The organism is Mycobacterium sp. M26 (assembly GCF_001494595.1).
In the GTDB taxonomy this organism is placed as follows: Bacteria; Actinomycetota; Actinomycetes; order Mycobacteriales; family Mycobacteriaceae; genus Mycobacterium.
The window spans coordinates 1,534,162-1,560,518 of record NZ_LN929908.1; the positions used below are offsets into that span (position 1 = coordinate 1,534,162).

Annotated in this window: 23 protein-coding genes, 1 tRNA gene and 8 pseudogenes; 22 read left to right on the plus strand and 10 right to left on the minus strand. The window is 68.3% G+C overall.

Annotated features, from left to right (window positions below; translation table 11 throughout):
- Nucleotides 1-102 precede the first annotated feature (102 nt).
- The 9 genes and pseudogenes from BN3385_RS16545 (at nt 103) to era (ending at nt 6,970) form a co-directional block, all read left to right on the plus strand.
- Nucleotides 103-1,341, plus strand: a complete 1,239-nt coding sequence (locus tag BN3385_RS16545; RefSeq protein ID WP_059018199.1) for a cytochrome P450 — start codon at nt 103-105, stop codon at nt 1,339-1,341.
- Entirely contained in the window at nt 1,338-1,745 is a 408-nt protein-coding gene (locus BN3385_RS16550; protein WP_059018201.1) for a nuclear transport factor 2 family protein, read from the plus strand. The genes BN3385_RS16545 and BN3385_RS16550 overlap by 4 nt, the downstream gene beginning before the upstream one ends.
- A 65-nt stretch (nt 1,746-1,810) precedes the next feature.
- A pseudogene (locus BN3385_RS29010) lies at nt 1,811-2,515 on the plus strand (PhoH family protein); the annotation flags it as partial.
- A gap of 567 nt (nt 2,516-3,082) precedes the next feature.
- Nucleotides 3,083-3,331, plus strand: a pseudogene (locus tag BN3385_RS29015) (LAGLIDADG family homing endonuclease); the annotation flags it as partial.
- A 261-nt stretch (nt 3,332-3,592) separates the two neighbouring features.
- Nucleotides 3,593-3,916, plus strand: a pseudogene (locus BN3385_RS29020) (PhoH family protein); the annotation flags it as partial.
- A gap of 16 nt (nt 3,917-3,932) precedes the next feature.
- On the plus strand, nt 3,933-4,469 hold the full coding sequence (gene ybeY / locus BN3385_RS16560) for an rRNA maturation RNase YbeY (protein ID WP_059018204.1): 537 nt from the start codon (nt 3,933-3,935) through the stop codon (nt 4,467-4,469).
- Entirely contained in the window at nt 4,466-5,758 is a 1,293-nt protein-coding gene (locus BN3385_RS16565) for a hemolysin family protein (protein ID WP_059018206.1), read from the plus strand. Before ybeY ends, BN3385_RS16565 begins: the two co-directional genes overlap by 4 nt.
- A complete protein-coding gene (locus BN3385_RS16570; protein WP_059018208.1) occupies nt 5,751-6,068 on the plus strand; it encodes a cytidine deaminase-like protein in 318 nt (105 codons plus the stop codon). The genes BN3385_RS16565 and BN3385_RS16570 overlap by 8 nt, the downstream gene beginning before the upstream one ends.
- A complete protein-coding gene (gene era / locus BN3385_RS16575) occupies nt 6,065-6,970 on the plus strand; it encodes a GTPase Era (RefSeq protein WP_059018210.1) in 906 nt (301 codons plus the stop codon). Before BN3385_RS16570 ends, era begins: the two co-directional genes overlap by 4 nt.
- On the opposite strand, the pseudogene BN3385_RS16580 reads toward era, so the two are convergent.
- Nucleotides 6,959-7,537: pseudogene (locus BN3385_RS16580) on the minus strand (amidase family protein); the annotation flags it as partial. The gene era and the pseudogene BN3385_RS16580 sit on opposite strands and share 12 nt — an antisense overlap.
- On the opposite strand from BN3385_RS16580, the pseudogene BN3385_RS16585 reads away from it, so the two are divergent.
- Nucleotides 7,535-8,287, plus strand: a pseudogene (locus BN3385_RS16585) (isoprenyl transferase); the annotation flags it as partial. The pseudogenes BN3385_RS16580 and BN3385_RS16585 overlap by 3 nt on opposite strands.
- Nucleotides 8,284-8,670: a hypothetical protein gene (locus BN3385_RS16590; protein ID WP_059018212.1), complete on the plus strand. Its 387-nt coding sequence runs from the start codon at nt 8,284-8,286 to the stop codon at nt 8,668-8,670. The pseudogene BN3385_RS16585 and the gene BN3385_RS16590, both read left to right, overlap by 4 nt.
- A gap of 2 nt (nt 8,671-8,672) precedes the next feature.
- Here the strand turns inward: BN3385_RS16590 and BN3385_RS16595 are convergent, their stop codons facing one another.
- Entirely contained in the window at nt 8,673-9,419 is a 747-nt protein-coding gene (locus BN3385_RS16595) for a FadR/GntR family transcriptional regulator (protein WP_059018214.1), read from the minus strand.
- A 90-nt stretch (nt 9,420-9,509) separates the two neighbouring features.
- Nucleotides 9,510-10,568: pseudogene (locus tag BN3385_RS16600) on the minus strand (amidase); the annotation flags it as partial.
- Between the two features lie 64 nt (nt 10,569-10,632).
- On the opposite strand from BN3385_RS16600, the gene recO reads away from it, so the two are divergent.
- From recO to BN3385_RS16625, 6 genes and pseudogenes are all read left to right on the plus strand, one after another.
- The gene (gene recO / locus BN3385_RS16605; RefSeq protein ID WP_059018216.1) at nt 10,633-11,454 is read left to right on the plus strand and encodes a DNA repair protein RecO; all 822 of its coding nucleotides are present in this window, start codon (nt 10,633-10,635) and stop codon (nt 11,452-11,454) included.
- Nucleotides 11,414-11,533, plus strand: a pseudogene (locus BN3385_RS29445) (isoprenyl transferase); the annotation flags it as partial. The gene recO and the pseudogene BN3385_RS29445, both read left to right, overlap by 41 nt.
- A 134-nt stretch (nt 11,534-11,667) precedes the next feature.
- Nucleotides 11,668-13,349: pseudogene (locus BN3385_RS16610) on the plus strand (L-lactate permease).
- Complete coding sequence (locus BN3385_RS16615) at nt 13,349-14,089, plus strand: (Fe-S)-binding protein (protein ID WP_059018218.1); 741 nt, start codon at nt 13,349-13,351, stop codon at nt 14,087-14,089. Before BN3385_RS16610 ends, BN3385_RS16615 begins: the two are co-directional and overlap by 1 nt.
- A 41-nt stretch (nt 14,090-14,130) precedes the next feature.
- Complete coding sequence (locus tag BN3385_RS16620) at nt 14,131-15,597, plus strand: LutB/LldF family L-lactate oxidation iron-sulfur protein (protein ID WP_197415310.1); 1,467 nt, start codon at nt 14,131-14,133, stop codon at nt 15,595-15,597.
- Nucleotides 15,594-16,223: a LutC/YkgG family protein gene (locus tag BN3385_RS16625; protein ID WP_059018223.1), complete on the plus strand. Its 630-nt coding sequence runs from the start codon at nt 15,594-15,596 to the stop codon at nt 16,221-16,223. The genes BN3385_RS16620 and BN3385_RS16625 overlap by 4 nt, the downstream gene beginning before the upstream one ends.
- Here BN3385_RS16625 and BN3385_RS16630 read toward each other — a convergent pair.
- Nucleotides 16,220-16,639, minus strand: a complete 420-nt coding sequence (locus BN3385_RS16630) for a Fur family transcriptional regulator (RefSeq protein ID WP_059018225.1) — start codon at nt 16,637-16,639, stop codon at nt 16,220-16,222. The genes BN3385_RS16625 and BN3385_RS16630 overlap by 4 nt on opposite strands.
- Complete coding sequence (locus tag BN3385_RS16635) at nt 16,636-16,971, minus strand: ArsR/SmtB family transcription factor (protein ID WP_059018228.1); 336 nt, start codon at nt 16,969-16,971, stop codon at nt 16,636-16,638. Before BN3385_RS16635 ends, BN3385_RS16630 begins: the two co-directional genes overlap by 4 nt.
- A 137-nt stretch (nt 16,972-17,108) precedes the next feature.
- On the opposite strand from BN3385_RS16635, the gene BN3385_RS16640 reads away from it, so the two are divergent.
- Nucleotides 17,109-18,491 carry a glycine--tRNA ligase gene (locus BN3385_RS16640; protein ID WP_059018230.1) on the plus strand — a complete coding sequence of 461 codons (1,383 nt, stop codon included), beginning with the start codon at nt 17,109-17,111 and terminating at the stop codon, nt 18,489-18,491.
- A gap of 91 nt (nt 18,492-18,582) precedes the next feature.
- Here the strand turns inward: BN3385_RS16640 and BN3385_RS16645 are convergent, their stop codons facing one another.
- Nucleotides 18,583-20,595 carry a TPM domain-containing protein gene (locus BN3385_RS16645; RefSeq protein WP_059018232.1) on the minus strand — a complete coding sequence of 671 codons (2,013 nt, stop codon included), beginning with the start codon at nt 20,593-20,595 and terminating at the stop codon, nt 18,583-18,585.
- An 89-nt stretch (nt 20,596-20,684) separates the two neighbouring features.
- Between BN3385_RS16645 and BN3385_RS16650 the strand changes: the two genes are divergently transcribed.
- The 3 genes from BN3385_RS16650 to BN3385_RS16660 are packed head-to-tail and all read left to right on the plus strand — an operon-like array spanning nt 20,685 to nt 24,240.
- On the plus strand, nt 20,685-21,929 hold the full coding sequence (locus BN3385_RS16650; protein WP_059018233.1) for a deoxyguanosinetriphosphate triphosphohydrolase: 1,245 nt from the start codon (nt 20,685-20,687) through the stop codon (nt 21,927-21,929).
- Between the two features lie 9 nt (nt 21,930-21,938).
- Entirely contained in the window at nt 21,939-23,867 is a 1,929-nt protein-coding gene (dnaG, locus tag BN3385_RS16655; protein ID WP_059018235.1) for a DNA primase, read from the plus strand.
- 55 nt (nt 23,868-23,922) lie between these two features.
- A complete protein-coding gene (locus BN3385_RS16660) occupies nt 23,923-24,240 on the plus strand; it encodes a DUF7155 family protein (protein WP_059018237.1) in 318 nt (105 codons plus the stop codon).
- Nucleotides 24,241-24,295: 55 nt separating this feature from the next.
- Here BN3385_RS16660 and BN3385_RS16665 read toward each other — a convergent pair whose 3' ends face one another.
- Nucleotides 24,296-24,544 carry a hypothetical protein gene (locus BN3385_RS16665; protein ID WP_059018240.1) on the minus strand — a complete coding sequence of 83 codons (249 nt, stop codon included), beginning with the start codon at nt 24,542-24,544 and terminating at the stop codon, nt 24,296-24,298.
- 146 nt (nt 24,545-24,690) lie between these two features.
- Here BN3385_RS16665 and BN3385_RS16670 point away from each other — a divergent pair.
- A tRNA-Asn gene (locus BN3385_RS16670) sits at nt 24,691-24,763 on the plus strand.
- A 24-nt stretch (nt 24,764-24,787) separates the two neighbouring features.
- On the opposite strand, the gene BN3385_RS16675 is transcribed toward BN3385_RS16670, so the two are convergent.
- The 3 genes from BN3385_RS16675 to BN3385_RS16685 all read right to left on the minus strand — a co-directional run bounded on the left by BN3385_RS16675 (nt 24,788) and on the right by BN3385_RS16685 (nt 26,291).
- Nucleotides 24,788-25,051, minus strand: coding sequence for a cytochrome C oxidase subunit IV family protein (locus BN3385_RS16675; RefSeq protein WP_059018242.1), 264 nt, complete (start codon nt 25,049-25,051; stop codon nt 24,788-24,790).
- Complete coding sequence (locus BN3385_RS16680; RefSeq protein ID WP_231748862.1) at nt 25,051-25,554, minus strand: cytochrome c oxidase subunit 3; 504 nt, start codon at nt 25,552-25,554, stop codon at nt 25,051-25,053. Before BN3385_RS16680 ends, BN3385_RS16675 begins: the two co-directional genes overlap by 1 nt.
- A gap of 80 nt (nt 25,555-25,634) precedes the next feature.
- Nucleotides 25,635-26,291, minus strand: coding sequence for a hypothetical protein (locus tag BN3385_RS16685; RefSeq protein ID WP_059022042.1), 657 nt, complete (start codon nt 26,289-26,291; stop codon nt 25,635-25,637).
- Between the last annotated feature and the right edge of the window lie 66 nt (nt 26,292-26,357).

The window sequence follows — 26,357 nt, forward strand, 5'->3', positions numbered from 1 at the left end:
CATCGCCGACCGGGCCGTGGCGGGAAATCCGCCCGCTCGGGGGCAGAACTGACCTCCAACGGGAGATCGACCCGCTACCCACCCGACCGCGACGCTGGTTGTATGACCTCGACGACGACATCTGCGCTGCACCAACTCACGACACCGGACGGCATCGCCAACCCCTATCCGCTCTTCGATCACCTCCGCGAGGTGTCCCCGGTCGCGGGCTACCAGGACTGGCCGCCGGGCACCGTCCCGGGCGCCGACGAGCCGGTGACCGCCTGGGCGCTGTTCCGCTACGACCAGGTGTTCGCTGCCGCCCGGGACAATGAGACGTTCTCGTCGCGCGACCCCATCCAGGAGGCGTCCTCGGCACCCAGCCTGATGCTGGTCAACACCGACCCGCCGGCCCACACCGGCGAACGCAAACTGGTCAGCCAGGCGTTCTCGCCGCGCCGCATCCGTCGCCTCGAGGGCTGGCTGGCCGAGATCACCCCGGAGTTGCTCGCCGAGTTCGACGCCCGGACCGGTGACGGGGTGCGTGACGTCATGGAGTTCGCCGCCGAGATCCCCACCCGGGCGATGGTGCGGCTGCTCGGTCTGCCCGACGGTGACCACGTCCGGTTCAAGAACTGGGCCAACGCCTTCATGCTCTCCTCGGACATGACCCCCGAGGAGCGGATGGCCAGCAACGCCGAGATGGTCGGGGCGTTCACCGAGCGGGTCATCGACCACAGTGCCCGCCTCGACGAGGACCAGGACGTCGAGGAGGCCGAGGACCTGATCTCGGCGCTGCTGCGCGCTGAACTCGACGGTCAGCGCCTGACGCCGGAGCAGGTGGTCCGGTTCTGCGTGACGCTGGTGGTGGCCGGTAGCGAGACCACGACCTACCTGATCGGCAGCGTCCTGAACGCCCTGGCCCGCGAGCCCGCAGCGGCGGCCCGGGTGCGGGCGGACCGGTCGCTGGTCAGCACCTTCATCGAAGAGGTGGCCCGGCTCACCGGCCCGCAACGGCTGTTCCGGATCGCCACCCGCGATGTCGAGATCGACGGGGCCCAGATCCGCAAGGGGGAGTGGGTGGCGCTGTTCTTCGGGTCGGCCAACCACGACCCGGCGGTGTTCCCCGATCCGGGCCGGCTGGATCTGGATCGGCCCAACATCCGCCAGCACATGGCGTTCGGTCACGGCCTGCACTTCTGCCTGGGCGCGCCGCTGGCCCGTCTGGAGGTATTCGCCGTGGTCAATGCGGTGCTGGACCGCTATTCGGTCATCGCGCCGTCCGACGAGCCCGCCGAGCGCCAGACCGCCAGCCTGCTCACGAACGGTTTCGTCCGGCTCCCGTTGCGGCTGGCCCGATGAGCGAGCAACTCAACATCGACAACACCAAGGCCATCTACACCGCCGTCCCGGCCGGTGACGTCGAGACCGCGGTGGCCCTGCTCGATCCCGAGATCCGCATCACCTACTACGGCAGCGACGCCATCCCGTACGCCGGGGATTACCAGGGGATGGAGCGCGCCCTGGAGTTCTTCGCGACGGTGGCCGAGCACATCCAGATCGTGGCGATGGAGCCCTGGTTGTTCATCCCGGACGGCGACAACCTGGCTGTCTGGGGGCACCAGAAGTTCCTGCGGACGGCCACCGGCCACACCTGGGAGTCGGAATTCGCCCACATCATCACGCTGCGCGACGGGAGGTGGCTGCACTTCCGGGACTTCATGAACTCCGCGCTGACCCACGATGCGTTTGTCCGAGCGCGGTAAACTGGGGTTTCTGAACGCGCCGGGGAAACCCGGCGAAAACCCAGAAAGCAGGCTTCGAAGACCACGTGACGCCCCGCGAGACGACCGCTGCTCGCCCTGATCAGAGCCAGGTGCGCAGCAGCATGACTGTTCCGCCCGACCTCGTCGTGGGCCTTCTGGGTTCCGCCGACGAGAATCTGCGCGCCCTCGAGAAGAGCCTGTCCGCCGATGTGCACGTGCGCGGCAACACCGTGTCGATGGCTGGTGACGCCGCCGACGTGGCGCTGGCCGAACGGGTCATCTCCGAACTCATCGCCATCGTCGCCGGCGGGCAGAGCCTGACCCCGGACGCGGTGCGCCGCAGTGTGTCGATGGTGTCCGGGTCGGACAACGAGTCGCCGGCCGAGGTGCTGAGTCTGGACATCCTGTCCCGGCGCGGCAAGACCATCCGGCCCAAGACGCTCAACCAGAAGCGCTACGTCGATGCCATCGACTCCAACACCATCGTGTTCGGTATCGGGCCCGCCGGTACCGGCAAGACCTACCTGGCGATGGCCAAGGCCGTCAGTGCCCTGCAGACCAAACAGGTGACCCGGATCATCCTGACCCGCCCCGCGGTGGAAGCCGGTGAGCGCCTTGGCTTTCTGCCGGGCACGCTCTACGAGAAGATCGACCCGTATCTGCGCCCGCTCTATGACGCGCTGCACGACATGATGGACCCCGACGCCATCCCGAAGCTCATGCAGGCCGGCGTGATCGAGGTTGCGCCACTGGCCTTTATGCGGGGCCGCGCACAGCCGCTGTCGACAAAGGTGTTGACGCCTGCTGGCTTCCGCCCGATCGGTGAGCTCGCGGTCGGTGACTTCGTCATCGGCTCGGATGGCCAGCCAACCGAAGTTCTAGGCGTTTATCCGCAGGGTTTCAAGGAGATCTATCGGGTCTCGACCCAGGATGGCTCGTCGACACTTGCGTCTAGCGACCACCTGTGGGCGGTCTACACCGCGAGCGATAGGCGACGCAATCGTCCGGCGCGGGTTCTCGAGACCAAGGAGATGATCGGGAACCTTCGGGTTGCACATCAACACCGCTACGAGTTGCCGCTTCTCGGTGCGCCCGTTTCGTTCGATTCACGACCCGTGCCGCTGGACCCCTATGCGTTGGGACTGATGTTGGGTGACGGCTGTTTCAGTTGCCGAGCTACACCGACGTTCGCAACCAAAGATCCCGAACTGGCGCAGGCGCTGACCGATCTCATCCCCGGTATCCAGGCGCGGCAGAAGACCGACGTCGATTACGTCCTCAACCGGATCCGGAGACCCGGCGAAGTGATCACGATCGAGAATCCCGTGACTGGCGCGATGCGCCGACTTGGACTCGACGGCAGACGATCGAGCACAAAGTTCATCCCGAAGGAGTACCTCTTCAACTCCGCCGAAGTTCGGCTCGCAGTGCTGCAGGGACTGCTTGACACCGACGGGGGTCCCGTCACGCAACAGGGTCGCACTTGTCGGATCCAGTACACGACGGTCTCCGACCAACTTCGGGATGATGTCATCTTTCTGGTCCGCTCACTGGGTGGGATCGCCTACTGCCGTACTCGTAAAGCCGAGGGCCGCAAGCCTGGTCTCGCTCGCGGCAGAGCGGTCCACTACCGCTCCGACGCGCACGTCTTGGACATTCGACTGCCAGACGGGCTTGCCCCCTTCCGGTTGGCGCGGAAGGCCGCCAAGTACGACGCGACGGGTGGGGGGAACCCGAAGCGCTTCATTGACCGCATCGAGCCGGCCGGTACCCAAGAGGCTGTGTGCATTCGGGTCGCGGCCGCGGACTCGTTGTATGTGACCGAGGATTTCCTGCTCACCCACAACACCCTCAATGATGCGTTCATCATTCTCGACGAGGCACAGAACACCACGGCCGAGCAGATGAAGATGTTCCTCACCCGGCTGGGCTTCGGCTCGAAAATCGTTGTCACCGGCGACGTTACGCAGGTCGATCTGCCCGGTGGGGCCAAGTCCGGTCTGCGCGCGGCGGTCGAGATCCTGGACGGCATCGACGATATCCACTTCGCCCAGCTCACCAGCGCCGACGTGGTGCGCCACCGATTGGTCTCCGAGATCGTCGACGCATACGCCAAGGCCGAAGAGCCGGCTCTGATGAACCGGGCGCAACGGCGCTCGCCCCGACGTTAGGCGGCAGGCCACCACCATGAGCATCGAGGTATCCAACGAATCCGGCCTCGACGTTTCCGAAGAGGAACTGATCAGCGTCGCCCGCTTCGTGATCCGCAAGATGAACGTCAACCCGGCTGCCGAACTGTCGATGGTGCTGCTGGACACCAACGCGATGGCCGATCTGCACATGCGCTGGATGGACCTGCCCGGGCCCACCGACGTCATGAGCTTCCCGATGGACGAGCTCGAACCCGGCGGTCGGCCCGATGCGCCGGAGCCGGGTCCGGCGATGCTCGGCGACATCGTGCTGTGCCCGGAGTTCGCCGCCGGCCAGGCCGCCGCCGCTGGGCACACCCTGGGCCAGGAACTGGCCCTGCTGACCGTGCACGGAGTCCTGCACCTGCTGGGCTACGACCACGCCGAACCGGACGAGGAAAAAGAGATGTTCGCCCTGCAGCGTCAGCTGCTCGAGGAGTGGGTGGCCGACCAGGTCGAGTCCTACCACCACGACCGTCAGAACGAGAAGGACCGGCGACTGCTCGACAAGTCGCGGTATTTCGACGAACCGTGACCGGACTCGGCCCGCTACTCGGCGCCATCGCCCTCATCGCCCTGGGTGGCCTGTTCGCCGCGATCGACGCTGCCATCAGTACGGTCTCGGTGGCGCGGGTGGAGGAACTGGTGCGCGACGAACGGCCCGGGGCGCTGCGCCTGGCCCGGGTGATGGCCGAACGGCCGCGCTACATCAACCTCGTCGTCCTGCTCCGCATCGCCTGCGAGTCGGCGGCCACCGTGCTGCTGGTCGCCTTCCTCTGGGATGACCTGGGGCTCACCTGGGGCCTGGTTGCCGCGGCCGCCATCATGACCGTCGCCAGCTTCGTGGTGATCGGGGTGGGCCCGCGCACCGTGGGCCGACAGAACGCCTACACCATCGCGCTCGCGTCAGCTGTTCCGCTGCAAGCGATCTCGGTGCTGCTGACGCCGATCAGCCGGCTGCTGATCCTGCTCGGAAATGCCGTCACGCCGGGCCGCGGCTTCCGCAATGGCCCGTTCGCCTCCGAGATCGAACTGCGTGAGGTGGTCGATCTGGCCCAGCAGCGCGGTGTGGTGGCCGACGACGAACGCCGGATGATCCAGTCGGTGTTCGAACTCGGCGACACCCCGGCGCGCGAGGTCATGGTGCCGCGCACCGAGATGGTCTGGATCGAGGCGGATAAGACGGCGGGCCAGGCCACCTCGCTGGCGGTGCGCAGCGGTCACTCCCGGATCCCGGTGATCGGGGAGAACGTCGACGACGTCATCGGCGTGGTCTACCTCAAAGACCTTGTGCAGCGGACCTATTACTCGACCAACAGCGGGCGTGACACCACGGTGTCCGAGGTCATGCGGCCCGCGGTGTTCGTTCCCGACTCCAAACCGCTCGACGAGCTGTTGCGCGAGATGCAGCGCGACCGCAACCATATGGCCCTGCTGGTCGACGAGTACGGCGCGATCGCCGGGCTGGTCACCATCGAGGATGTGCTGGAGGAGATCGTCGGCGAGATTGCTGACGAGTACGACACCCACGAGGTCGCGCCGGTGGAGGAGTTGGGCGACAACAAGTTCCGGGTCTCGGCGCGGCTGCCGATCGAGGACGTCGGCGAGCTCTACGACATCGAGTTCGAAGAGGACCTCGACGTCGACACCGTCGGCGGGCTGGTCGCCCTGGAGCTGGGCCGCGTTCCGCTGCCCGGGGCTGAAGTGGAGTCGCACGGGCTGCGGTTGCGCGCCGAGGGCGGCCGCGACCACCGCGGCCGGGTGCGGATCGAAACCGTTCTGGTGAGCAGGACGGCACGGGAGAACGAGGTGAGCGATGACTGAGCTGGACGCTGAAGACACCAAGCTCGTGGTGCTCGCCCGCGGTGCGATGGGCCGGGCCGAGGCCACCGAGGGCGCGGCTGTGCGCGACCTGGACGGGCGCACCTACGCCGGCGCCCCGGTGACGCTGGCGGCGCTGCAGCTGACCGCCTTACAGGCCGCCGTGGCCGCCGCGGTGTCCAGCGGGGCCACCGGTCTGGAGGCCGCCGTCCTGCTCGGCGGCTCGGCCGCCGACGAGGGCGTCGCGGCAGTGAAGGAACTGTCCCCGGACGCGGCCGTCATCGTCACCGACCGGACCGGGAACCCGCAGTGAGCGACGAATTCCATTCCGGCTTCGTCTGTTTCGTCGGCAGGCCCAACACCGGAAAGTCGACGCTGACGAACGCCCTGGTGGGCACCAAGGTGGCGATCACCTCCAACCGGCCGCAGACCACCCGGCACACCATCCGCGGCATCGTGCACCGCGAACACTTCCAGATCGTGCTGGTCGACACCCCCGGCCTGCACCGGCCGCGCACCCTGCTCGGCAAGCGGCTCAACGACCTGGTGCGCGACACCTACTCCGAAGTTGACGTCATCGGTCTGTGCATCCCGGCCGACGAACCGATCGGCCCCGGCGACCGCTGGATCTACGAACAGATCCGGGCCGTCGCACCCCGGACGACTCTGGTGGTCATCGTCACCAAGATCGACAAGGTGGCCAAAGGCAAAGTGGCCGAACAGCTCATCGCGGTACACGAACTCGTCGGCGACACCGCCGCCGAGATCGTCCCGGTGTCAGCCACCAAGGGCGAGCAGATTGACGTTCTGATCGACGTCCTGGCCGGCCAGCTTCCGCCCGGCCCGGCGTTCTACCCCGACGGTGAACTCACCGACGAGCCCGAAGAAGTGCTGATGGCCGAACTCATCCGGGAGGCCGCACTCGAGGGCGTGCGCGACGAACTACCGCACTCCCTCGCAGTGGTCATCGAAGAGGTCGAACAACGCGACGGCCGTGACGATCTCATCGATGTGCACGCGGTGCTCTACGTGGAGCGCGACAGCCAGAAGGGCATCGTGATCGGCAAGGGTGGGGCCCGCCTCAAGCAGGTCGGCACCGCCGCGCGCACCCAGATCGAGAAGCTGCTCGGCACCAAGGTGTACCTGGACCTGCGGGTCAAGATCGCCAAGAACTGGCAGCGCGACCCCAAACAGCTTGGGCGGCTAGGTTTCTAGGTCCTTCACCGTCGGCGTGTTCCACCACACGTCGGGTTGTTTGTCGGCCCACCCGTTGATGGCCTCGAGCTCGGCGGCCAGCGAGATCAATAGCGGCTCACTGTTGGCCGGGCCCATCAGCTGCACTCCGATCGGCAGGCCGTCGGAGGTGAAGCCGGCCGGAATATTGATCGACGGCCAGCCCAGCACGTTCCACGGGAAGGTCACCGGGCAGGCCGCGATCATCGCCCGATCGGTGCCCGTCGGACCGAGGTCGTCGAACATCCGGGCGGGCGGCGGCGGCTGGGCGGTGGTCGGCGCCAGCACCACGTCGACGGCGTTGAAGATCGCGCCCACCCGGCGATGCAATGACGGCTCGCTGCGGCGCGCCCAGCGCAGCATCGAACCCGACAGCAGTTCACCCATCCGCATGTTGGCCTCGGTGCGGCGGTCGAAGGTGACGTCCTCGCCGAGCCGGTCGGCCCACTCCAGCAGCCCGGCGGTGGACCGGGGCAGAAAGCTCAGCGGTAACCGCAGCCCGTAGTTTGGGGTGCCCGGCCTCCAGGGGTGGCCAAGGGCGGCCAGCTGAGCCGGCCACCCCAGCACACGTCCAAAGCGGTGCCGCCGGCCATCCCGGCCGACCAGATGCCCAAGCACGTCGCCGTCGTCATGGACGGCAACGGCCGGTGGGCCACCCAGCGCGGGCTGAGCCGCACCGAGGGCCACAAGATGGGTGAGGCCGTCCTCATCGACATCACCTGCGGGGCCATCGAGATCGGCATCAAGCATCTGACCGTCTACGCGTTCTCCACCGAGAACTGGCGGCGCAGCGCCGAGGAAGTCCGCTTCCTGATGGGGTTCAATCGCGAGGTGGTGCGGCGGCGCCGGGAGAACCTCGACATCATGGGTGTGCAGATGCGCTGGGTCGGTTCCCGGGCGCGGATGTGGCGCAGTGTCATCAAGGAATTCGACATCGCCGAGAACATGACGACCCAGAACGACGTCATCACCGTCAACTACTGCGTCAACTACGGCGGCCGCGCCGAGATCGCCGAAGCCGCCCGCCAGATCGCCCGCGACGCCGCCGCCGGGCGCATCGATCCCGAGCGGGTCAACGAGGCCACCATCACCGAGCATCTGCACCGGCCCGACATCCCCGATGTCGACCTGTTCATCCGGACGTCGGGGGAGCAGCGGTCGAGCAACTTCATGCTCTGGCAGGCGGCGTACGCCGAATATGTGTTCCAGGACAAGCTCTGGCCGGACTACGACCGCCGCGACCTGTGGGCTGCGTGCGAGGAGTACGCCGAGCGCAACCGGCGCTTCGGACGCGCGTGACGCTCGCGGCCCGTCTGGCCGAGGCGTTGCGCGAGGTCATGCCGGTCGACGTCGAGGAGGACGGCGCGCTGACGGTGCGCCACGACGGCACGTTCGCCTCACTGCGGACGGTGACGATTGCCGAGGACATCGAGATGGTGTCGGTGACCCAGGTGCTGGCCTGGGATCTGCCGTTGAACGCCGATCTTCGCAAACGGGTTGCCGCACAAGCACAGTCGACGATGCTGGGCACCGTGACGCTCGTGGAACAACCCGGCAAGCGTGGTGATGTGATGCTGCGCTACAACTTTCCCGGTGACGGCCTGAGCGATCAGTCGCTGCAGACGCTGGTGCTCATGGTGTTGGCCGGCGGGGTGGACGCCCGCGCTGCGCTGACCGCCTAGCCTCAGCTGCTGCGCAACCCGGCCAGCGCATCGAAGGCTGCGCGGATGTGCGCCTCGGTGAGATCTGCGGCCGTTTCAGCGTCACCGGCCTGGATCGCCGCGAAGATTCCGTGGTGCTGGCTCTGCAGGACTCGGGCCAGCGCCGGCCAATCCTCGACCTGCCGCATGGCGTCAAGGATCGGCTGACGCAGCGACGCCCGGATGGCCACGGTCATATCCGACACCAACTGATTCCCGCTGGCCTGCGCGATCGCGACGTGGAACGCGGTGTCGGCGTCGTTGAAGCGCTCGACATCGATTCCCGCCGAATCCATCTCGAGAAGGGGAGCGCGGATCGCGGCCTGCTCGACGTCACCGGCATTGGCAGCGGCCAGGGCCGCACTGTTGCGCTCCAGGATGACGCGCGCGTCGACGATGTCGGTCATCGCGAAGTTGGACAGCGCGACGTGCAGGCGCAGGAATCGGGTCAGCGCGGTGCTCGACATGGCCGTGATGAAGGTGCCTGCCTCCGGGCCGGCGCCGACATTGGCGGTGACGACGCCCTGGGCCTCGAGCACCCGGATCGCCTCGCGCACGCCGGCGCGGCTGACCTGCAGACGGGCGGCCAGTTCACGCTCCGGGGGCAGCGGGTCGCCCACCTTCAGTGCGCCCTGCATGATCTGGTCCTCGATGGCGGCGATGACCAGTTCGTGGGAGCGGACCTTCGCGACGGGGGTCCACTGGGGCGCCGGCGGGGCGGGTTCGGCCATAGGTCTCTCCCTATCAGGGGGGGTGACTGTGAGCGGGCTCACGCTTAGTGTACACACCACCTTGTGGTCAGACCACTAAGAGGTCGAACCCGACAGCAGTTCACCCATCCGCATGTTGGCCTCGGTGCGGCGGTCGAAGGTGACGTCCTCGCCGAGCCGGTCGGCCCACTCCAGCAGCCCGGCGGTGGACCGGGGCAGAAAGCTCAGCGGTAACCGCAGCCCGTAGTTCGGGTTGCCGGCCATCACGGTGTGGCCAAGGTCGACCAGCTGATCGCCGACCGTCTGCAGGGCGGCGCGGATCTCGGGGTGCAGTTTGGCCCCGAAGATGGTGAAGGGGAACCGCGTCGACAGCGCGACCCGCAGCGCCCCGGGCGCGACCCCGACGTGATCGGAGACCCGCACCGGGGGCGGCTGGTGCGGATCGTCGGCGACATTGCCCGAGCAGGCGTCGAGCACCAGCGCCGCATCGGCCACCGTGCGGGCCAGCACGCCGTTGACGGTGATGCCGTTGAACGGTTCGCACAGCGGCGCCGTCGAGATGCGACCGCGCTGTGGCTTGATGCCGACCAGGTGGGTCCACGCCGCCGGCACCCGGACACTGCCCGCCCCGTCGGAGCCGATGGCGGCGGCCACCAGGCCCGCGGCGACGGCGGCGGCGCTACCGCCCGAGGATCCCCCGGGGGTGTGCTTGCGTGACCACGGATTGCGGGTGTGGCCGAACGCCGGGCCACTGGTGAACGGCCACTGGCCCAGTTCGCAGCAGTTGGTCTTGCCAACGATCACCGCGCCCGCGGCCCGCAGCCGGCGTACCAGCTCGGCGTCCTCGGTGGCGGGCCGGATGCGTCCTGCGGTGCCGAAGGACGTGGGCACCCCCGCGATGTCGACGTCGTCCTTGACCGCGATCGGGATGCCGAGCAGCGGGGCCTGCTCACCGGCGGCCCGCCGGCGATCGGCCTCGGCGGCCTCGGCCAGGGCGCTCTCGGTGAGCACCACCCGGAAGGCGTTGAGCGTCGACTGGCTGACTGTGATGGCGTGCAGCGACCGGCGGACCAGCTCTGCGGAGGTCACCGCACCGCTGGCCAACTGGTAGAGCTGCTCGCCGACCGTCGGAAACCGGGTCGACCTGCTCGGATTGGCATTCACAGACATGGCGACGTCGAGACTAACGGCGCGCGTCCGCGTGGATGTCGCATTACGGTGCGAAACTCGTCTGATGCGGCTGTACCGGGATCGTGCGGTCGTGCTGCGCCAGCACAAGCTCGGTGAGGCCGACCGGATCGTCACCTTGCTGACCCGCGACCACGGTCTGGTCCGCGCGGTTGCCAAGGGCGTCCGTCGTACCCGCAGCAAGTTCGGCTCCCGGCTGGAGCCGTTCGCGCATATCGACGTCCAGCTGCATCCGGGCCGCAACCTGGACATCGTCACCCAGGTGGTGTCCATCGACGCGTTCGCCACCGACATCGTCAACGACTACGGCCGCTACACCTGCGCGTGTGCCGTCCTGGAGACCGCCGAGCGCCTGGCCGGTGAGGAACGCGCCCCCGCCCCGGCGCTGCACCGGCTCACCGTCGGGGCGTTGCGGGCGGTCGCCGACGGCAGCCGGCCCCGCGAACTGGTGCTGGACGCCTACCTGCTGCGGGCCATGGGCATCGCCGGCTGGGCGCCCGCGCTCACCGAATGCGCCCGCTGCGCGGCGCCCGGGCCGCATCGCGCATTCCACATCGGCGCTGGTGGCAGCGTATGTATGCATTGCCGGCCGTCGGGCTCGAGCACCCCGCCGCAGGCGGTGGTGGACCTGATGTCGGCGCTTTACGACGGGGACTGGCAGACGGCGGAGTCCTCGACGCCGTCGCACCGCAGCCACGCCAGTGGTCTGGTCGCTGCGCACCTGCAGTGGCACCTGGAGCGCCAACTGCGGACACTGCCCTTGGTGGAGCGCGTCTACCGGCAGCCCGCTAATCACGGTAAGGAGATGTTCAGGCAGGATGTGCCCCATGGCGATGAACCGGGTGACCAGCTCGTGGCGGGGGGCTGAGCGCAGACGGAAGGACACGTTCCCCCAGCTGCCCCCGGCGCCCGACGACTACCCGACGTTCCCCGACACCTCGAGCTGGTCACCCGGTTCATCGCTCGGCCATAGGTCTCTCCCTATCAGGGGGGTTGACTGTGAGCGGGCTCACGCTTAGTGTACACACCACCTTGTGGTCAGACCACTAAGAGGTCGGCCCCTGACTGGTTGGGCACCTGCATGTACACACCGAACCTGGCCCCGATCGCCGGCAGCCTGTTCTACTCGTCGTTGGTGGCGCTGCTCCCGCTGCTCGCGGTGTTCATCACCCTCGGCGTCCTCAAGTGGAAAGCGCACTGGGCCGGACTCACCGGCCTGGGCACGGCGCTGGTGGTCGCCGTCGCCGTCTACGGCATGCCCCGGGCCTGGCGGCATTGTCGGCCACCGAGGGATTCGCCTTCGGCGTCTTCCCGATCATGTGGATCGTCCTCAACGCGATCTGGCTCTACGAGCTCACCGTGACCAGCGGGCGGTTCGAGGACCTGCGCCGCGTCATCGACCGGGTCTCCGACGATCCCCGCGTGCAGTCGATCATCATCGCGTTCTGCCTCGGTGGACTGCTCGAGGCGCTGGCCGGTTTCGGTGCCCCGGTGGCGATCACCGGGGTGATGCTGATGTCGATCGGCTTCACCGCGATGCGCGCCGCCGTCGTGGTGCTGGTGGCCAACACCGCGCCGGTAGCGTTCGGCGCCATCGCGATCCCCATCATCACCGCGGGCAATCTGACCGGAATCCCCTTCACCGAGATCGGCGCCGTGGTGGGTCGGCAGACACCGCTGCTCGCGCTGTTCGTCCCGCTGATCCTGGTCCTGCTCGCCGACGGTCGCCGCGGGGTCCGTGACGTCCGGCCGATCGCCTCGGTCGTCGGCGTCACCTTCGCCCTGGCCCAGTTCGTCTCCGCCAACTGGCTTTCGGTGGAGCTGACGGATGTGATCGCCTCCCTGGCCGGCCTGGCCGCCGCCGTGCTGATGCTGCGGGCGTGGCGCCCGGCCAACACCGCCGAAGCCCGGGAGCGCCTGCTGACCGAGGGGGCCCGGGAGGATGCGGGTTCGACCAGTGGCCGGCCGGCGCCGCGGGGGACGACGGTCGTCGAGCCGCGGGCCGACACCGCACTCACCCCGTCGCGGGTGTTCCTGGCCTTGTTTCCCTATCTGCTGGTGATCGTGGTCTTCGCCGTGGCGAAACTGCTGGCCCCGGCCAAGAAGTGGTTGGCAGGAACGGATGTGAAGTTCGGCTGGCCAGGCCTGGACGGCCATGTTCTCACGGCCGCGGGCAAGCCGTCGGCGTCCACGGTCTACACCATCGGCTGGCTGTCCTCGCCCGGCTCACTGTTGCTGATCGCCGGTGTGATTGTGGCCGTGGTGTATCGCCTCTCGCTGGTGGAGGCCGCCGCGGTCTACGGCCGCACGGTGCTCAAGCTGAAGTTCTCGATCCTGACCGTCGCCTCGGTACTTGCGCTGGCCTATGTGATGAACCAATCCGGCCAGACCATTACCGTGGGAACGTGGATCGCGGGTACGGGTGCGGTATTCGCGTTCCTCTCACCGATTCTCGGCTGGTTGGGTACCGCGGTGACGGGGTCCGACACCAGTGCGAACGCCTTGTTCGCGACCTTGCAGCAGACGGCTGCCACGCACGCCGGGATCGACCCGACGCTGCTGGTGGCGGCGAACACCTCCGGAGGAGTTGTCGGCAAGATGATCAGTCCGCAGAACCTCACCATCGCCGCGACGGCCGTCGGGTTGGTGGGACGTGAGTCCGAGATCTTCCGCCGGGTGATCTGGTGGAGCCTGGGCATGTTGGCGGCGCTGTGCCTGCTGATCGGCCTTCAGTCGACGGTGCTGTCCTGGATGCTGCCATGATGAAAGTCGCCGTTTTCGCGACCTGTTACAACGACACCATGTGGCCGGAGACGCCCAAGGCGGTCGTCCGCCTGCTGCGCCGCCTCGGCTGCGAGCCGGTCTTCCCCGCCGAACAGACCTGCTGCGGCCAGATGTTCACCAACACCGGCTACGCCGCCGAAGCCGTTCCGGCAGTGCGCCGCTTCGTGACTGCCTTCGCCGACTGCGACGCCGTGGTCGCCCCGTCGGGATCCTGTGTCGGATCGGTGCGCCACCAGCACCGTGACATTGCCGCACGGGCCGGGGACACGGCACTGGGCGCGGCGGTGGATGACCTGGTCCCCAGGGTGTACGAACTATCCGAGTTCCTGGTCGACGTCCTCGGCGTCACCGATGTGGGGGCCTACTTTCCGCACCGGGTCACCTACCACCCGACGTGTCACTCGCTGCGGATGCTGCGGGTGGGGGACCGGCCGCTACAACTGCTTCGCGCGGTGCGCGGCATCGACCTCGTCGACCTGCCCGCCGCCGATCAGTGCTGCGGTTTCGGTGGAACGTTTTCGGTGAAGAACGCCGACGTCTCGGTCTCGATGGGCGCCGACAAGGCCCGCCACGTCAAGGATTCCGGGGCTGAAGTGCTTGTGGCGGGCGACAATTCGTGTCTGGCCCAGATCGGCGGCATCCTGTCACGCCAGCGTAGCGGCATCCGCGTCATGCACCTGGCCGAGATCCTCGCGGCCACCGAGGGGAGCGCATCGTGAGCGGGCACCCGCACGTCGGCGTCACTCAGGCATTCTTGGGCATGCCCAGGGCTTTGCCGAAGTTCCCGACGGCAGCCAAAGCGGCACTGCAGAATTCGGTCCAGCGCCGCAACCTCGCGCACGCCACCGGCATCATCCGTGACAAGCGCGCCGGCGTGGTGGAGGAGTTGCCGAACTGGGAGGAACTACGGCTGGCGGCCGAGGCGATCAAAGACCGCACGCTGGCCCGGCTCGACGAGTACCTGGAACAGTTCGAGGCCAACGCCACCGCCGCAGGGGCCGTCGTGCACTGGGCCCGTGACGCCGAAGAGGCCAACCGCATCGTCGTCGACCTCGTGAAGGCCACCGGCTCGCAGGAGGTCGTCAAGGTCAAGTCGATGGCGACTCAGGAAATCGAGCTGAACGACGCGCTCGAGGCGGCCGGTATCGCCGCCTGGGAGACCGATCTGGCCGAACTGATCGTGCAACTCGGTGACGACTGGCCCAGTCACATCCTGGTGCCCGCCATCCACCGAAACCGTGCCGAGGTGCGCCAGATCTTCCTGCGTGAGATGGGCAAGGTCGGCAGGCCCGCGCCCGCCGACCTGACCGACGAGCCGCGCCGGCTGGCCGAAGCCGCCCGGCTGCATCTGCGGGAGAAGTTCCTGCGCGCCAAGGTCGCGGTGTCGGGTGCGAACTTCGCCATCGCCGAGACGGGCAGTCTGGTGGTGGTCGAGTCGGAGGGCAACGGCCGGATGTGCCTGACCTTGCCGGAAACCCTGATCTCGGTCGTCGGCATCGAGAAGGTGTTGCCCGCCTGGCGTGACCTGGAGGTGTTCCTGCAGGTCCTGCCCCGCAGCAGCACCGGTGAGCGGGAGAACCCCTACACCTCGATCTGGACCGGACCCACCGGCGGCGACGGCCCGCGCGCGATGCACATCGTGCTGCTCGACAACGGTCGCACCGACGTGCTGGCCGACACCGTCGGTCGCCAGGCCCTGCGGTGCATCCGCTGCTCGGCGTGCCTCAACGTCTGCCCGGTCTACGAGCGGGCCGGTGGGCATTCCTACGGGTCGGTGTACCCCGGCCCGATCGGTGCGGTCCTCACACCGCAATTGCGCGGTACCACAAGCGAAGTCGACAAGTCGCTGCCGTATGCCTCGAGCCTGTGCGGAGCGTGTTTCGACGTCTGCCCGGTGCGGATCGACATCCCCTCGCTGTTGGTGCACCTGCGCACCCGGGTGGTCGACGAAGCCCGTGGCGGACTGCCGTCGCCCGAACAGGCCGCGATGACGGCGGCAAGTTGGATGTTCGCCGACCACCGCCGGTTCGAGGCGGCGCAGCGCGCCGCGGCACTCGGCGGGCGGGCGCTGCGCAGCCGGGCACTGGGCGGCAAGCAGGTGCTGCGCTCGCTGCCGGGACCGGCCGGCGGGTGGTCGAGCGCCCGGGACACCCCGGTACCTCCGGCGGAGTCGTTCCGGGCGTGGTGGGAACGCACCGACGGCGGACGCACGGAGGAGGACCGATGAGCGCGCGCGAGGAGATTCTCGGGCGGGTGCGGGCGGCGCTGGCGGACCGGCCGATCGCACCCGAACCGGCCTGGGCCTACGGCGAGCCGGTGTCGACCGACGGTGAGGATGTCGTGGAACGGTTCATTGAGCGGGCCGCCGACTACCGCGCCACCGTCGTGCGGGTCGCCAGCGACGCCGTCGGCTCCGCGCTGTCCGAGGCGCTGGCGACGGTCTCCGCGACCACCGTGGTGGCCGATGATCTGGTGCAGAACCGTTGGGGCGCAGAGGTTCCGGTGAGCTGGGTGGTCGATGACGGGCTCGGCCCAGCGGCTCTGGACGGTATCGACGCGGTCGTCACCACCGCCACACTGGCGATCGCGAACACCGGCACCATCGTGCTGGATCACGGTCCGGGTCAGGGCCGGCGGGCGCTGAGCCTGATCCCGGACGTGCACGTGTGCGTGGTCGGGGCCGAGCAGATCGTCACCGATGTGCCCGAGGCGGTCGGCCGACTGGTCGACCTCGGCAGCCACACCCGGCCGCTGACGTGGATCAGCGGACCCAGCGCCACCAGCGACATCGAACTCGACCGGGTCGAAGGGGTGCACGGGCCGCGCACCCTCTACGTGATCGTCGCCGGTTAGCGTCGCGCGCAGTCGGCGCAGGTGCCGAACAGTTCGATGGTGTGACTGACGTCGGAAAAGCCATGCGCGGACGCCACATCCGCGGCCCAGGCCTCGACCTCGCGGCCGCTGACCTCGACCGCCGACCCGCAGTGCCGGCAGACCAGATGGTGATGGTGGTGCGGCGCCGAGCAGCGCCGGTACATCGACTCGCCGGTGTCGGTGCGCACCATGTCGACCAGGTCGGCGGCCGACAGCGACTGCAGCGTGCGGTACACGGTGGTGAGTCCGATGTTCTCGCCGCGGCGGCGAAGCTCGTCGTGCAGGTCCTGCGCGGAGCGGAACTCCTCGACGGAGTCGAGCAGCCCGATGATGGCCGCCCGCTGGCGGGTGGCCCGTACTCCGCCGCCTGCGGAGCGGACCTCGGCCCCGGTCACGTGCGGTCCTCTTCGGAGTGAGTGATCGCGGCGACGACGATCTCGGCGAGGTGGTGGTCGACCAGCCGGTACATCACTTCGCGCCCGGAGCGCTCACCGGCGACGACGCCGGCCGCCTTCAGGATCCGCAGGTGCTGGCTGACCAGCGGCTGGGGGACGTCGAGCGCATCGACGAGCTCGTGCACGCAGCGCTGGGACTCCCGGAGCTGCATCACGATGGCGATGCGTATCGGGGCGGCCAGGGCGCGCAGCAACTCACCGGCGCGATCCAGGAGGTCGGCGGACAGCTGCGGTGCCGCATCGACATCAGCCCAATTGGAAACGGTTTTCATATACGGCCAGAATACATGCGCAGTTGTGCATGTCAACGCCACCGGCGGCGGCGGGGCGGCATCGCCGGGTCGCTAGGCTAAGGGACTGTTGCCCGATAAGCCGAGACAGATACAGCAGACAAAGGAGTGACACCCTCGTGGCGTCCGTGATCGATAACGTCGTCAACCTGGCCAAGCGACGTGGCCTGGTCTACCAGTCCGGCGAGATCTACGGCGGTACCAAGTCGGCGTGGGACTACGGCCCATTGGGTGTCGAACTCAAGGAGAACATCAAGCGGCAGTGGTGGCGCTCGGTGGTCACCGGTCGCGACGACGTCGTCGGCCTGGACTCCTCGATCATCCTGCCCCGCGAGGTGTGGGTGGCCTCCGGTCACGTCGCGGTGTTCAACGACCCGTTGGTCGAATGCCTGAACTGCCACAAGCGCCACCGCCAGGACCACCTGCAGGAGGCCTACGCCTCCAAGAAGGGAATCGACGATCCCGACTCGGTGCCGATGACCGAGATCGTCTGCCCGGACTGCGGCACCAAGGGCCAATGGACCGAGCCGCGTGACTTCAACATGATGCTCAAGACCTACCTCGGCCCGATCGAGTCCGAGGAAGGCCTGCACTACCTGCGCCCGGAGACCGCGCAGGGCATCTTCGTCAACTTCGCCAACGTGGTGACCACATCGCGCAAGAAGCCGCCGTTCGGCATCGGCCAGATCGGCAAGAGCTTCCGCAACGAGATCACCCCCGGCAACTTCATCTTCCGCACCCGCGAGTTCGAGCAGATGGAGATGGAATTCTTCGTCGAGCCCGACACCGCCAAGGACTGGCACCAGTACTGGATCGACACCCGCCTGCAGTGGTACGTCGACCTCGGGATCAAACGCGACAATCTGCGGCTCTACGAGCACCCGCTGGAGAAGCTGTCGCACTACAGCGCGGGCACCACCGATATCGAGTACAAGTTCGGCTTCGCCGGCAACCCCTGGGGTGAGCTGGAAGGTATCGCCAACCGCACCGACTTCGACCTCAAGACGCATTCGGAGCACTCCGGCACCGACCTGTCGTTCTACGACCAGGCCTCCGACACGCGCTACGTCCCTTACGTCATCGAACCCGCAGCGGGACTGACCCGTTCGTTCATGGCGTTCCTGGTCGACGCCTACTCCGAGGACGAGGCGCCGAATGCCAAGGGTGGGGTGGACAAGCGCACGGTGCTGCGGCTGGACCCGCGGCTGGCGCCGGTCAAGGCTGCGGTGCTGCCGCTGTCGCGCAACGAGGAGCTCAGCCCCAAGGCCCGCGACCTGGCCGCCGAGCTGCGCAAGTACTGGAACATCGAGTTCGACGACGCCGGCGCCATCGGACGCCGCTACCGCCGCCAGGATGAGATCGGCACACCGTATTGCGTCACAGTCGATTTCGACACCCTCGACGATCAGGCCGTGACCGTGCGCGAGCGTGACCAGATGACCCAGGAGCGGATCGGCCTGGACTCGGTGGTCGACTACCTGGCCACCCGGCTCAAGGGCTGACCGCTCACCCTCCAGCGCGAGCGTGCGTGTCGGTACAGCGACACGCCGCTCAGGCGTGCATTTCGTGCACGCTCGCGGCCGAAACCGACCGCTAGAACCGGCCCCCGCCGCCGAGCATCCCGCCGCCCGAGGAGCCCTGCGAGCCGCCGTAGGTTGCGCCCCCGCCGAACCCGCCACCGAATCCGCCGCCGCGGCCTCCGCCGGACAGGATGTTGCCCAGGATGATGCCGCCGATCACCGCACCCATGTCCGACGAACGGCCAACGCCGCCATAGTGATTCATGTAGGCGCGCTGGGCGGCCTGCACATCGCTGTTGGCCAGCTGCTGGGCCTGGGCAGCCAGCATCGACGCGCCGTTGGCGTGGGCGATGGCCTCGGAGATGTTGGACTTCTTCTTCGACTGTGCGGCCTCGAGCTGGCGCACCGCCTCATTGAGCCGGGTGCGGGCCTCCGGGCCGACGCTGCCGCGGCGGGTGTCGACGTAGTCCGACACCGAACGCACCCGCGACTGCGCGGTGAACAGCGCCTGGTCGTAGGACCGGTTGAGCCGCTCGGTAGCTTCGCGCTCCTCGGCCACCGCCGCCAGCAACCGGTCCAGCTGCGCGTCGGCCTCGGTGAGGGTGGTGAATGCGCCGAGCGGATCGGCGGTTCCGGTGCTCTGGGCGGCCGTCACCGCCTTGACCGCGGCGTCGCGCGCCGCCGACAGTTCTGCCGGGTTGGCCAGCTCACCCTGGGCGAGCTGGGTGGCGGCCTGGTTGATGCCGTTCTGAATGTCGGCGATCGCCGCCGGCAGCGTGGACACCGCGCGCCGGATGTCGGTGGCCGCGCTGTCCACCGCGTCGAGCATCGAACCCGCTTGCTGCAGAGCCGATTCCGCACCGCGGACGGAGTCGACCAGTTCGGATTGCTTGCCGGCCACCGGCTTGGCCACCAGCTCACGGCCGCGGGTGATGGACTCGTCGGCGAAGGCCAGCCGCTCCTTGGCGGCATTGACGTTGCGCGCCACCGATGCCAGGGCGGACTCGGAGAACTCGGTGTGCAGCTGGGTGAGCTTCTGCTGGGACGGATCGATCCGGGCGGTGATGTCGACCAGCTGCTGGGTCAGCGCGTCGAGCCGGTCCGGTGCGTTGATCACCAAATCGCGCAGCTGGTGGAACGACTCGGTCTGGGTTTCCAGTTCGCGGTTGGCCTTGGCCGCGGCCACCACCACCCGGGTCAGCAGATCGCGCCGCTGGGTCGGTGTCTCGGGGACGTCGTCGTCGAGCTGCTGGCGGACGTTGAACGCCTGCTGCAGCGTGATCCGGGCGTTCTCGACGGCCTTGGCGAACGGCGCGGTCTGCTGCTCGCCGAACTCCTCGACGGCCAGCGTCAGTTCGTTGTTGCTGGTGCGCACGGCGTTGTCGACGTCGACGACGATCGAGCGGGATAGCTCGTCGAGAGCATCCAGCGGTACCGCGGCCAACGCGGTGGGGTCGGTCGGGTCGACCCGCTTGGCGGCGGCGACCTCGGCCTCGTGCCGCTTGCGCTTGCGGTGCTTGCTCCACAGGATGAGCAGCGCGATCGCCAGCAGCACGATCGCGGCGATGATCAAGGCGGGCACGATCGAGATGCTCCCCGCCGCCGCACCGCTCGAGGCGCCCAGTGCGGCCAGGCCGTTGGCGGCCGCGATCGCCGAGCCTGCCCAGTCGTTGGATCGCAGTGCCGGTTCGATGCGGTCGCGCCGGATGTCGTCGACCTTCGTGGAGCTGCCGCCCGCCGCGGCTGACGGCACCAGGAACGAGTACGACCGGTCCTTGGTCGCCACCGCCAGGATCGCGTCCTCGTCACCCAGATCGCTGACCACCCGGGTGTCCTGGGCCCACGACATCGCGCCCTTGGGGGCGAACGAGTCCACGAACACCACCCACAGCCGTACCCGTCGGTCGGAGTAGAGCTGGTCGACGGCCTTCTGCACGTCGGCGAGCTGCTTGTCGGAGAGCACCCCGGCGTTGTCGGTGACGTAGTCGGGCAGCCGGAACGGTGGCTCGGCGGTGGCGGCCGGTGCCACCAGGGTCGCCACCGTCAGGATGGCGGCGAGCAGGCTGAGCAGACGGGCGAGGCGCATGAGCATCCAATCTAGTGGTGTACAGGCGGCGCGCCCGTGAAACTTCGACGCAATCGTCGTCGTCGGGGCCTGGCAGACTGTGCCCCGGTATGACGAATCAGTACGGCCGTTACGACGAGGCCGACCGCGAACGGGTGGTGACCGAGCCGCCCAAGGCTGCCGGGCTCCCCGGCACCAGCACCGAGCACCGCAGCGACTTCGCCCGCGACCGTGCCCGCGTGCTGCACTGTGCTGCCCTGCGCCGGCTGGCCGACAAGACCCAGGTGGTCGGGCCGCGCGAGAGCGAGAATCCGCGCACCCGGCTGACGCACTCGCTGGAGGTGGCGCAGATCGGGCGGGGGATGGCCATCCCGCTGGGCTGCGACCCCGACCTGGTCGACATGGCCGGCCTGGCCCACGACATCGGCCACCCGCCCTACGGGCACAACGGCGAACGCGCGCTCGACGAGTTCGCGGCCTCCTGCGGCGGGTTCGAGGGCAACGCCCAGAACTTTCGCATCCTGACCCGGATCGAGCCGAAAGTGCTTGATGCGCAAGGGCGCAGCGTCGGGCTGAACCTCACCCGCGCCGGGCTGGACGCGGTGACGAAGTACCCGTGGTTCCGCGGTGAGCAGGGCCGCAAATTCGGCTTCTACGACGATGACCGTGAGCTGGCGCAGTGGGTGCGCGGCGGTCATCCGGCGCGCCGGCCCTGCCTGGAATCACAGGTGATGGACTGGGCCGACGACGTGGCCTACTCCGTGCACGACGTCGAGGACGGTGTAGTCTCGGGCCGTATCGACCTGCGGGTGCTGGCCGACGACGACGCCGCGGCCACCCTGGGCAAGCTGGGGGAGTCCGATGCCGTGGCCGCCGCCGAACTGGAGGAGGCGGCCCGGCGGCTGTCCCGGCTGCCGGTGGTGGCGGCGGTGGGCAAGTACGACGGCACGCTGACCGCGGCGGTGGCGCTCAAGCGGTTGACCAGTGAGCTGGTCGGCCGGTTCGCCTCAGCCGCGATCGCGCTGACCCATGAGGTCGCCGGGCCGCAGCCCCTGGTGCGCTACCAGGCCGACCTTCAGGTGCCGGCCACCGTGCGCGCCGAGGTCGCCGTGCTCAAGACCCTTGCGCTGCAATTCATCATGTCCGATCCGCGGCACCTGGAACTGCAGGCCCGCCAGCGCGACCGCATCCATCAGGTGGCGAACTGGCTGCTGTCCGGCGCGCCCGCCACCCTGGACGCCATCTTCGTCCCGGAGTTCAACGCGGCCGCCGACGACGCCGCCAGGATGCGGGTGGTGGTCGACCAGATCGCCTCGTTCACCGAGGGCAGACTCGAGCGCATCGTCGCGCTCTAGACTGTGCCGATGGCAGCAGGCGTGGGCGGGGACCGCAAGGGGCGCATCTCCGACCGTGACATCGCCGCCATCCGGGAGCGCGTCCGGATCGAGGACGTCGTCGGCGACTACGTCCAGCTGCGCCGGGCCGGGGCGGACTCGATGAAGGGGCTGTGCCCGTTCCACGACGAGAAGTCGCCGTCGTTCCACGTTCGGCCCAACCACGGCCACTTCCACTGCTTCGGCTGCGGTGAGGGCGGCGACGTCTACGCCTTCCTCCAGAAGATCGAGCACGTCAGCTTCGTCGAGGCGGTGGAGACGCTGGCCGACCGGATCGGCTACTCCGTCACCTACAGCGGCGGCGGCACCAGCGTGCAGCGCGACCGCGGCAGCCGCAGCAGGCTGATCGCCGCCAACGCCGCGGCCCAGGAGTTCTATGCGGCCGCACTGGACTCCGATGAGGCCGCACCGGCTCGAAAGTACTTGACGGAGCGCAACTTCGACGCCGCCGCCGCCCGCCAGTTCGGCTGCGGCTTCGCCCCGTCGGGCTGGGACTCGCTGACCAAGCACCTCATCCGCAAGGGTTTCGAGTTCAAGGAACTCGAAGCGGCGGGACTCTCCCGGGAAGGCCGTCGCGGCCCGATGGACCGCTTCCACCGCCGGCTGCTGTGGCCGATCCGCACCGCCAGCGGCGAGACCGTCGGCTTCGGGGCGCGCCGCATCTTCGACGACGACCAGATGGAAGCCAAGTACGTCAACACCCCGGAGACGGTGCTGTACAAGAAGTCCAACGTGCTCTTCGGCATCGACCTGGCCAAGCGGGATATCGCCAAGGGGCATCAGGCCGTGGTGGTCGAGGGCTACACCGACGTGATGGCCATGCACCTGGCCGGGGTCACCACCGCCGTCGCCTCGTGCGGCACCGCGTTCGGCGACGAGCACCTGTCGATGCTGCGCCGGCTGATGATGGACGACAAGTTCTTCCGCGGCGAACTGATCTACGTCTTCGACGGCGACGCTGCGGGCCGGGCGGCCGCGCTCAAGGCGTTCGAGGGTGAGCAGAACCTGGCCGGGCAGAGTTTCGTCGCGGTGGCTTCCGACGGGATGGATCCCTGCGATCTGCGGCTGGCCCAGGGTGACGGCGCGCTGCGCGACCTGGTGGCCCGGCGCACCCCGCTGTTCGAGTTCGCGATTCGCACCGCCCTGGCCGAGCACGACCTGGACCTGGCCGAGGGCCGGGTGGCGGCACTGCGCCGCTGCGTGCCGATGGTCGCCCAGATCAAGGACCCGACCCTGCGCGACGAGTACGCCCGCCAGCTGGCCGGCTGGGTGGGCTGGGACGACGTGGCCCAGGTAGTCGGCCGGGTCCGCGAGGAAGCCGGCCACAAACCCGGCGCCCGCGCCGACAACCGGCGTCAGGCCACGGCCCGGCCCCGGCCGGCCGGTGATGCCGGTGCGGCCCGCCCCGACCCGCGCGACCCGACACTGTGGCCGCAGCGCGAGGCGCTCAAGGCGGCGCTGCAGTACCCGGCGCTGGCCGGTCCGATCTTCGACACCCTGACTGTGGAGAGCTTCACCCATCCCGGCTATGCGGCGGTGCGCATGGCGATCGAGACAGCCGGCGGCACGTCGTCGGGAGCCACCGGTGGGTTGTGGATCGACATGGTGCGGGAAAAGGCCGGGTCCGCGGCGGCTCAAGGCCTGATCACCGAGCTCGGCGTGGAGACCATCCGGGTCGAGGACGAGGACAAACTGCCCCGCTATATCGGCGGCGTGCTGGCCCGCCTGCAGGAAGTCTGGGTGGGGCGGCAGGTCGCCGAGGTGAAGTCCAAGCTGCAGCGGATGTCGCCGGTGGAGCAGGGAGACGAATATCACGCCCTGTTCGGTGACCTGGTGGCCCTGGAGTCCTATCGCCGCAGCCTGCTCGAACAGGCGAGCGGCGACGACCTGACTGCGTGACCACTGTGATCACGGTATGGTTAACACGCTGCCTGTCTCCGGCGAAAGGTCAGATATGACTACCGCGAATTCTCGTGCACGGCGTCTCGCCGCCTTCGGCGCGCTTGCCGTGGCTGCGGCTGCGGTGCCGGCCCTGGCGGCGCTGACCGACGCCAGCACGTCGAGCACCTCGGCGACCGGCACCTGCCTGGCCTGGGTGGGTTCCCGCAACGACGGCCAGTGCATCTCGTACTCCAACGGCACCCCGGCCTTCATCGGCACCCCGGACTTCGGCATCTACGGCCCGGACGCCAACGGTGGCAATGGTGGCGGTATCGGTGTCACCACGGGTCCGCTGCTGCCGGGCCAGACCATCAGCATCCCGCTGGGCTGAGCTTTCTGATCACAGCCCTCCGCCATCGCGGCGTGAGGGCTGTTTTCGCGTGCGCTCAGCGATCTCGCTGGACGGGTTCCACCACGGTGGTCTCCGCGTCGATCTCGGTCAACGTCACCATCTTGGGATCCGGGTCCGGTGAGACCCGGTCAGCGATCTTGCGTCGGCCGGCGTCGAGCACCGTCTTGGTGGTCGGATTCTCGGTGAGCGCACGGTAGGTACCTACGATCTGCTCGTAGCGACGACGTCCGGCTTTGGTGCCCAACACGTAGCCCACGCCCAGTACGGCCAGATACCGAATCACTGCGCTCCCTTCCTCGGCTCTGCCCCCATCCTGCCTGACGCGGTTGGGTGCCCGCTCGTCCGCCCGTTTTGGCATCAGGGGACCCCGGTAGGCTAGAGTCACTTTCCGGTCCGAGTCAGCGCGCGAGCGCCTGGACGGACAGGTAGTCCCCTGTAGCTCAATTGGCAGAGCTTCCGACTGTTAATCGGACGGTTGATGGTTCGAGTCCATCCGGGGGAGCAAGATCTCCCCAGTGCCGCGCTTCTAGAGCCAGAGATACAGGCCCGAGAGCACCGCCCACAGCCCCACACAATAGATCTCGAACGCCACGCGCAGCGGGATCGGGGCGTGCCGCAGCTCCATGAAATCCAGCCCCACCAAACGCACCTTGATGGCCGCGATCCCGAGCACGGCGACGGCCACCCAGGACCCGGTGCCGTGGTCGGCGCCCACCGCCCAGGACGCCAGCGTGGCGGCGATCAGGATCAGCCAGCTCAGCCCGGCCCGATTGCGGATCAGCGACAGCATCAGCTCACCAGGTACAGCAGCGGGAACAGGACGATCCAGAGCAGGTCCACCAGGTGCCAGAAGCATCCGCCGCCCTCGATCACGGCCAGCCGGGTGGCCGACAGCTCGGTCCGGCGGGTCTGGGTGAGCAGGAGCACCAGCACGACGATGCCGATGAGCACGTGCAGCAGGTGCAGCCCGGTCAGGATGAAGTAGTACAGGTAGAAGTTGTTGTCGCCCGGGCTGTGTCCGGCCCCGGCCAGCAGCACGTATTCGGTGACCTTGAGCGCCACGAACAGCACACCGCAGCCGATGGCGCCCCACAGCGCGCGGGCGGCGATGGTGCGGGCACCGGTGCGGATCCCGCCCACCGCGGCGACCACCAGCAGTGAACTGGTGAGCAGCACCAGGGTGTTCACCAGCCCGATGTTGAGGTGCAGTGTCTTGCGGGCGGCGTCGAAAACAGCTGGTGCTTTTGCTCTTTCGACCATGAACGTGGCGAAGAACACCCCGAACACCAGCATGTCGCCGAACAGGAACACCCAGGTGCCCTGCTCGCCGGGGATGCGGCGGGGCGCCGGCGGTGCGGACGGGCCCACCGCCGTCACGCGGCCTGCGCCTTCTGCTGGGCCGTGATGCCGCGCAGCAGGACGTAGGTCGTGGTGAACATCCAGACCGTCAGCGCCGCACCGGGGATGTAGAACGCGAACACCCCGGCCCAGGCCAGCGGTCCGTCGTTGAACACCACCACCACACACCCCGGCAGCGACAGCAGCGCCACCCACAGGTTCAGGTAGCCGTACCACCGCGGGAAGGTCTGGGGCTCGGTCTTGTCGATGAACGCCGTGATGGCCAGCACGATGTTCTGCATGATGATCGTGCCGACGATGCCGATGAACATCAGCCAGAACACGTCGTTGAGCGCGAGGGTGACCTCCGGCGGCCGGGTGTCGGGCCGGAAGGCCGCGGCGGCCATGATCAGGAACGGGAACAGCAGCGCGGGAACGAAGATCGCCGCGGCGAACAGCTGGGTGACCGTGAGCATGCCCCAGTGGCCCTCGACGCGGCGGATCCGCAGCACGATGGTGGCCAGGAACGGCAGCGCGATCACCGAGGTCAGCAGGCAGCCCGCGACGCCGATCCGGATCCAGATCTTGTGGTCGATGTAGAAGTCGGCGACCGTCTCGGCAGACCAGACCGGTGACATCGGCGGGAACATCCGCGCGATACCCGACATGGACGTTCCATAGAGGATCAGCATGACTGTCCCGGACCAGGCACCGATGCGCTGCAACGTCAGTTCCACGCCGCAGACCTTACTGCGCAA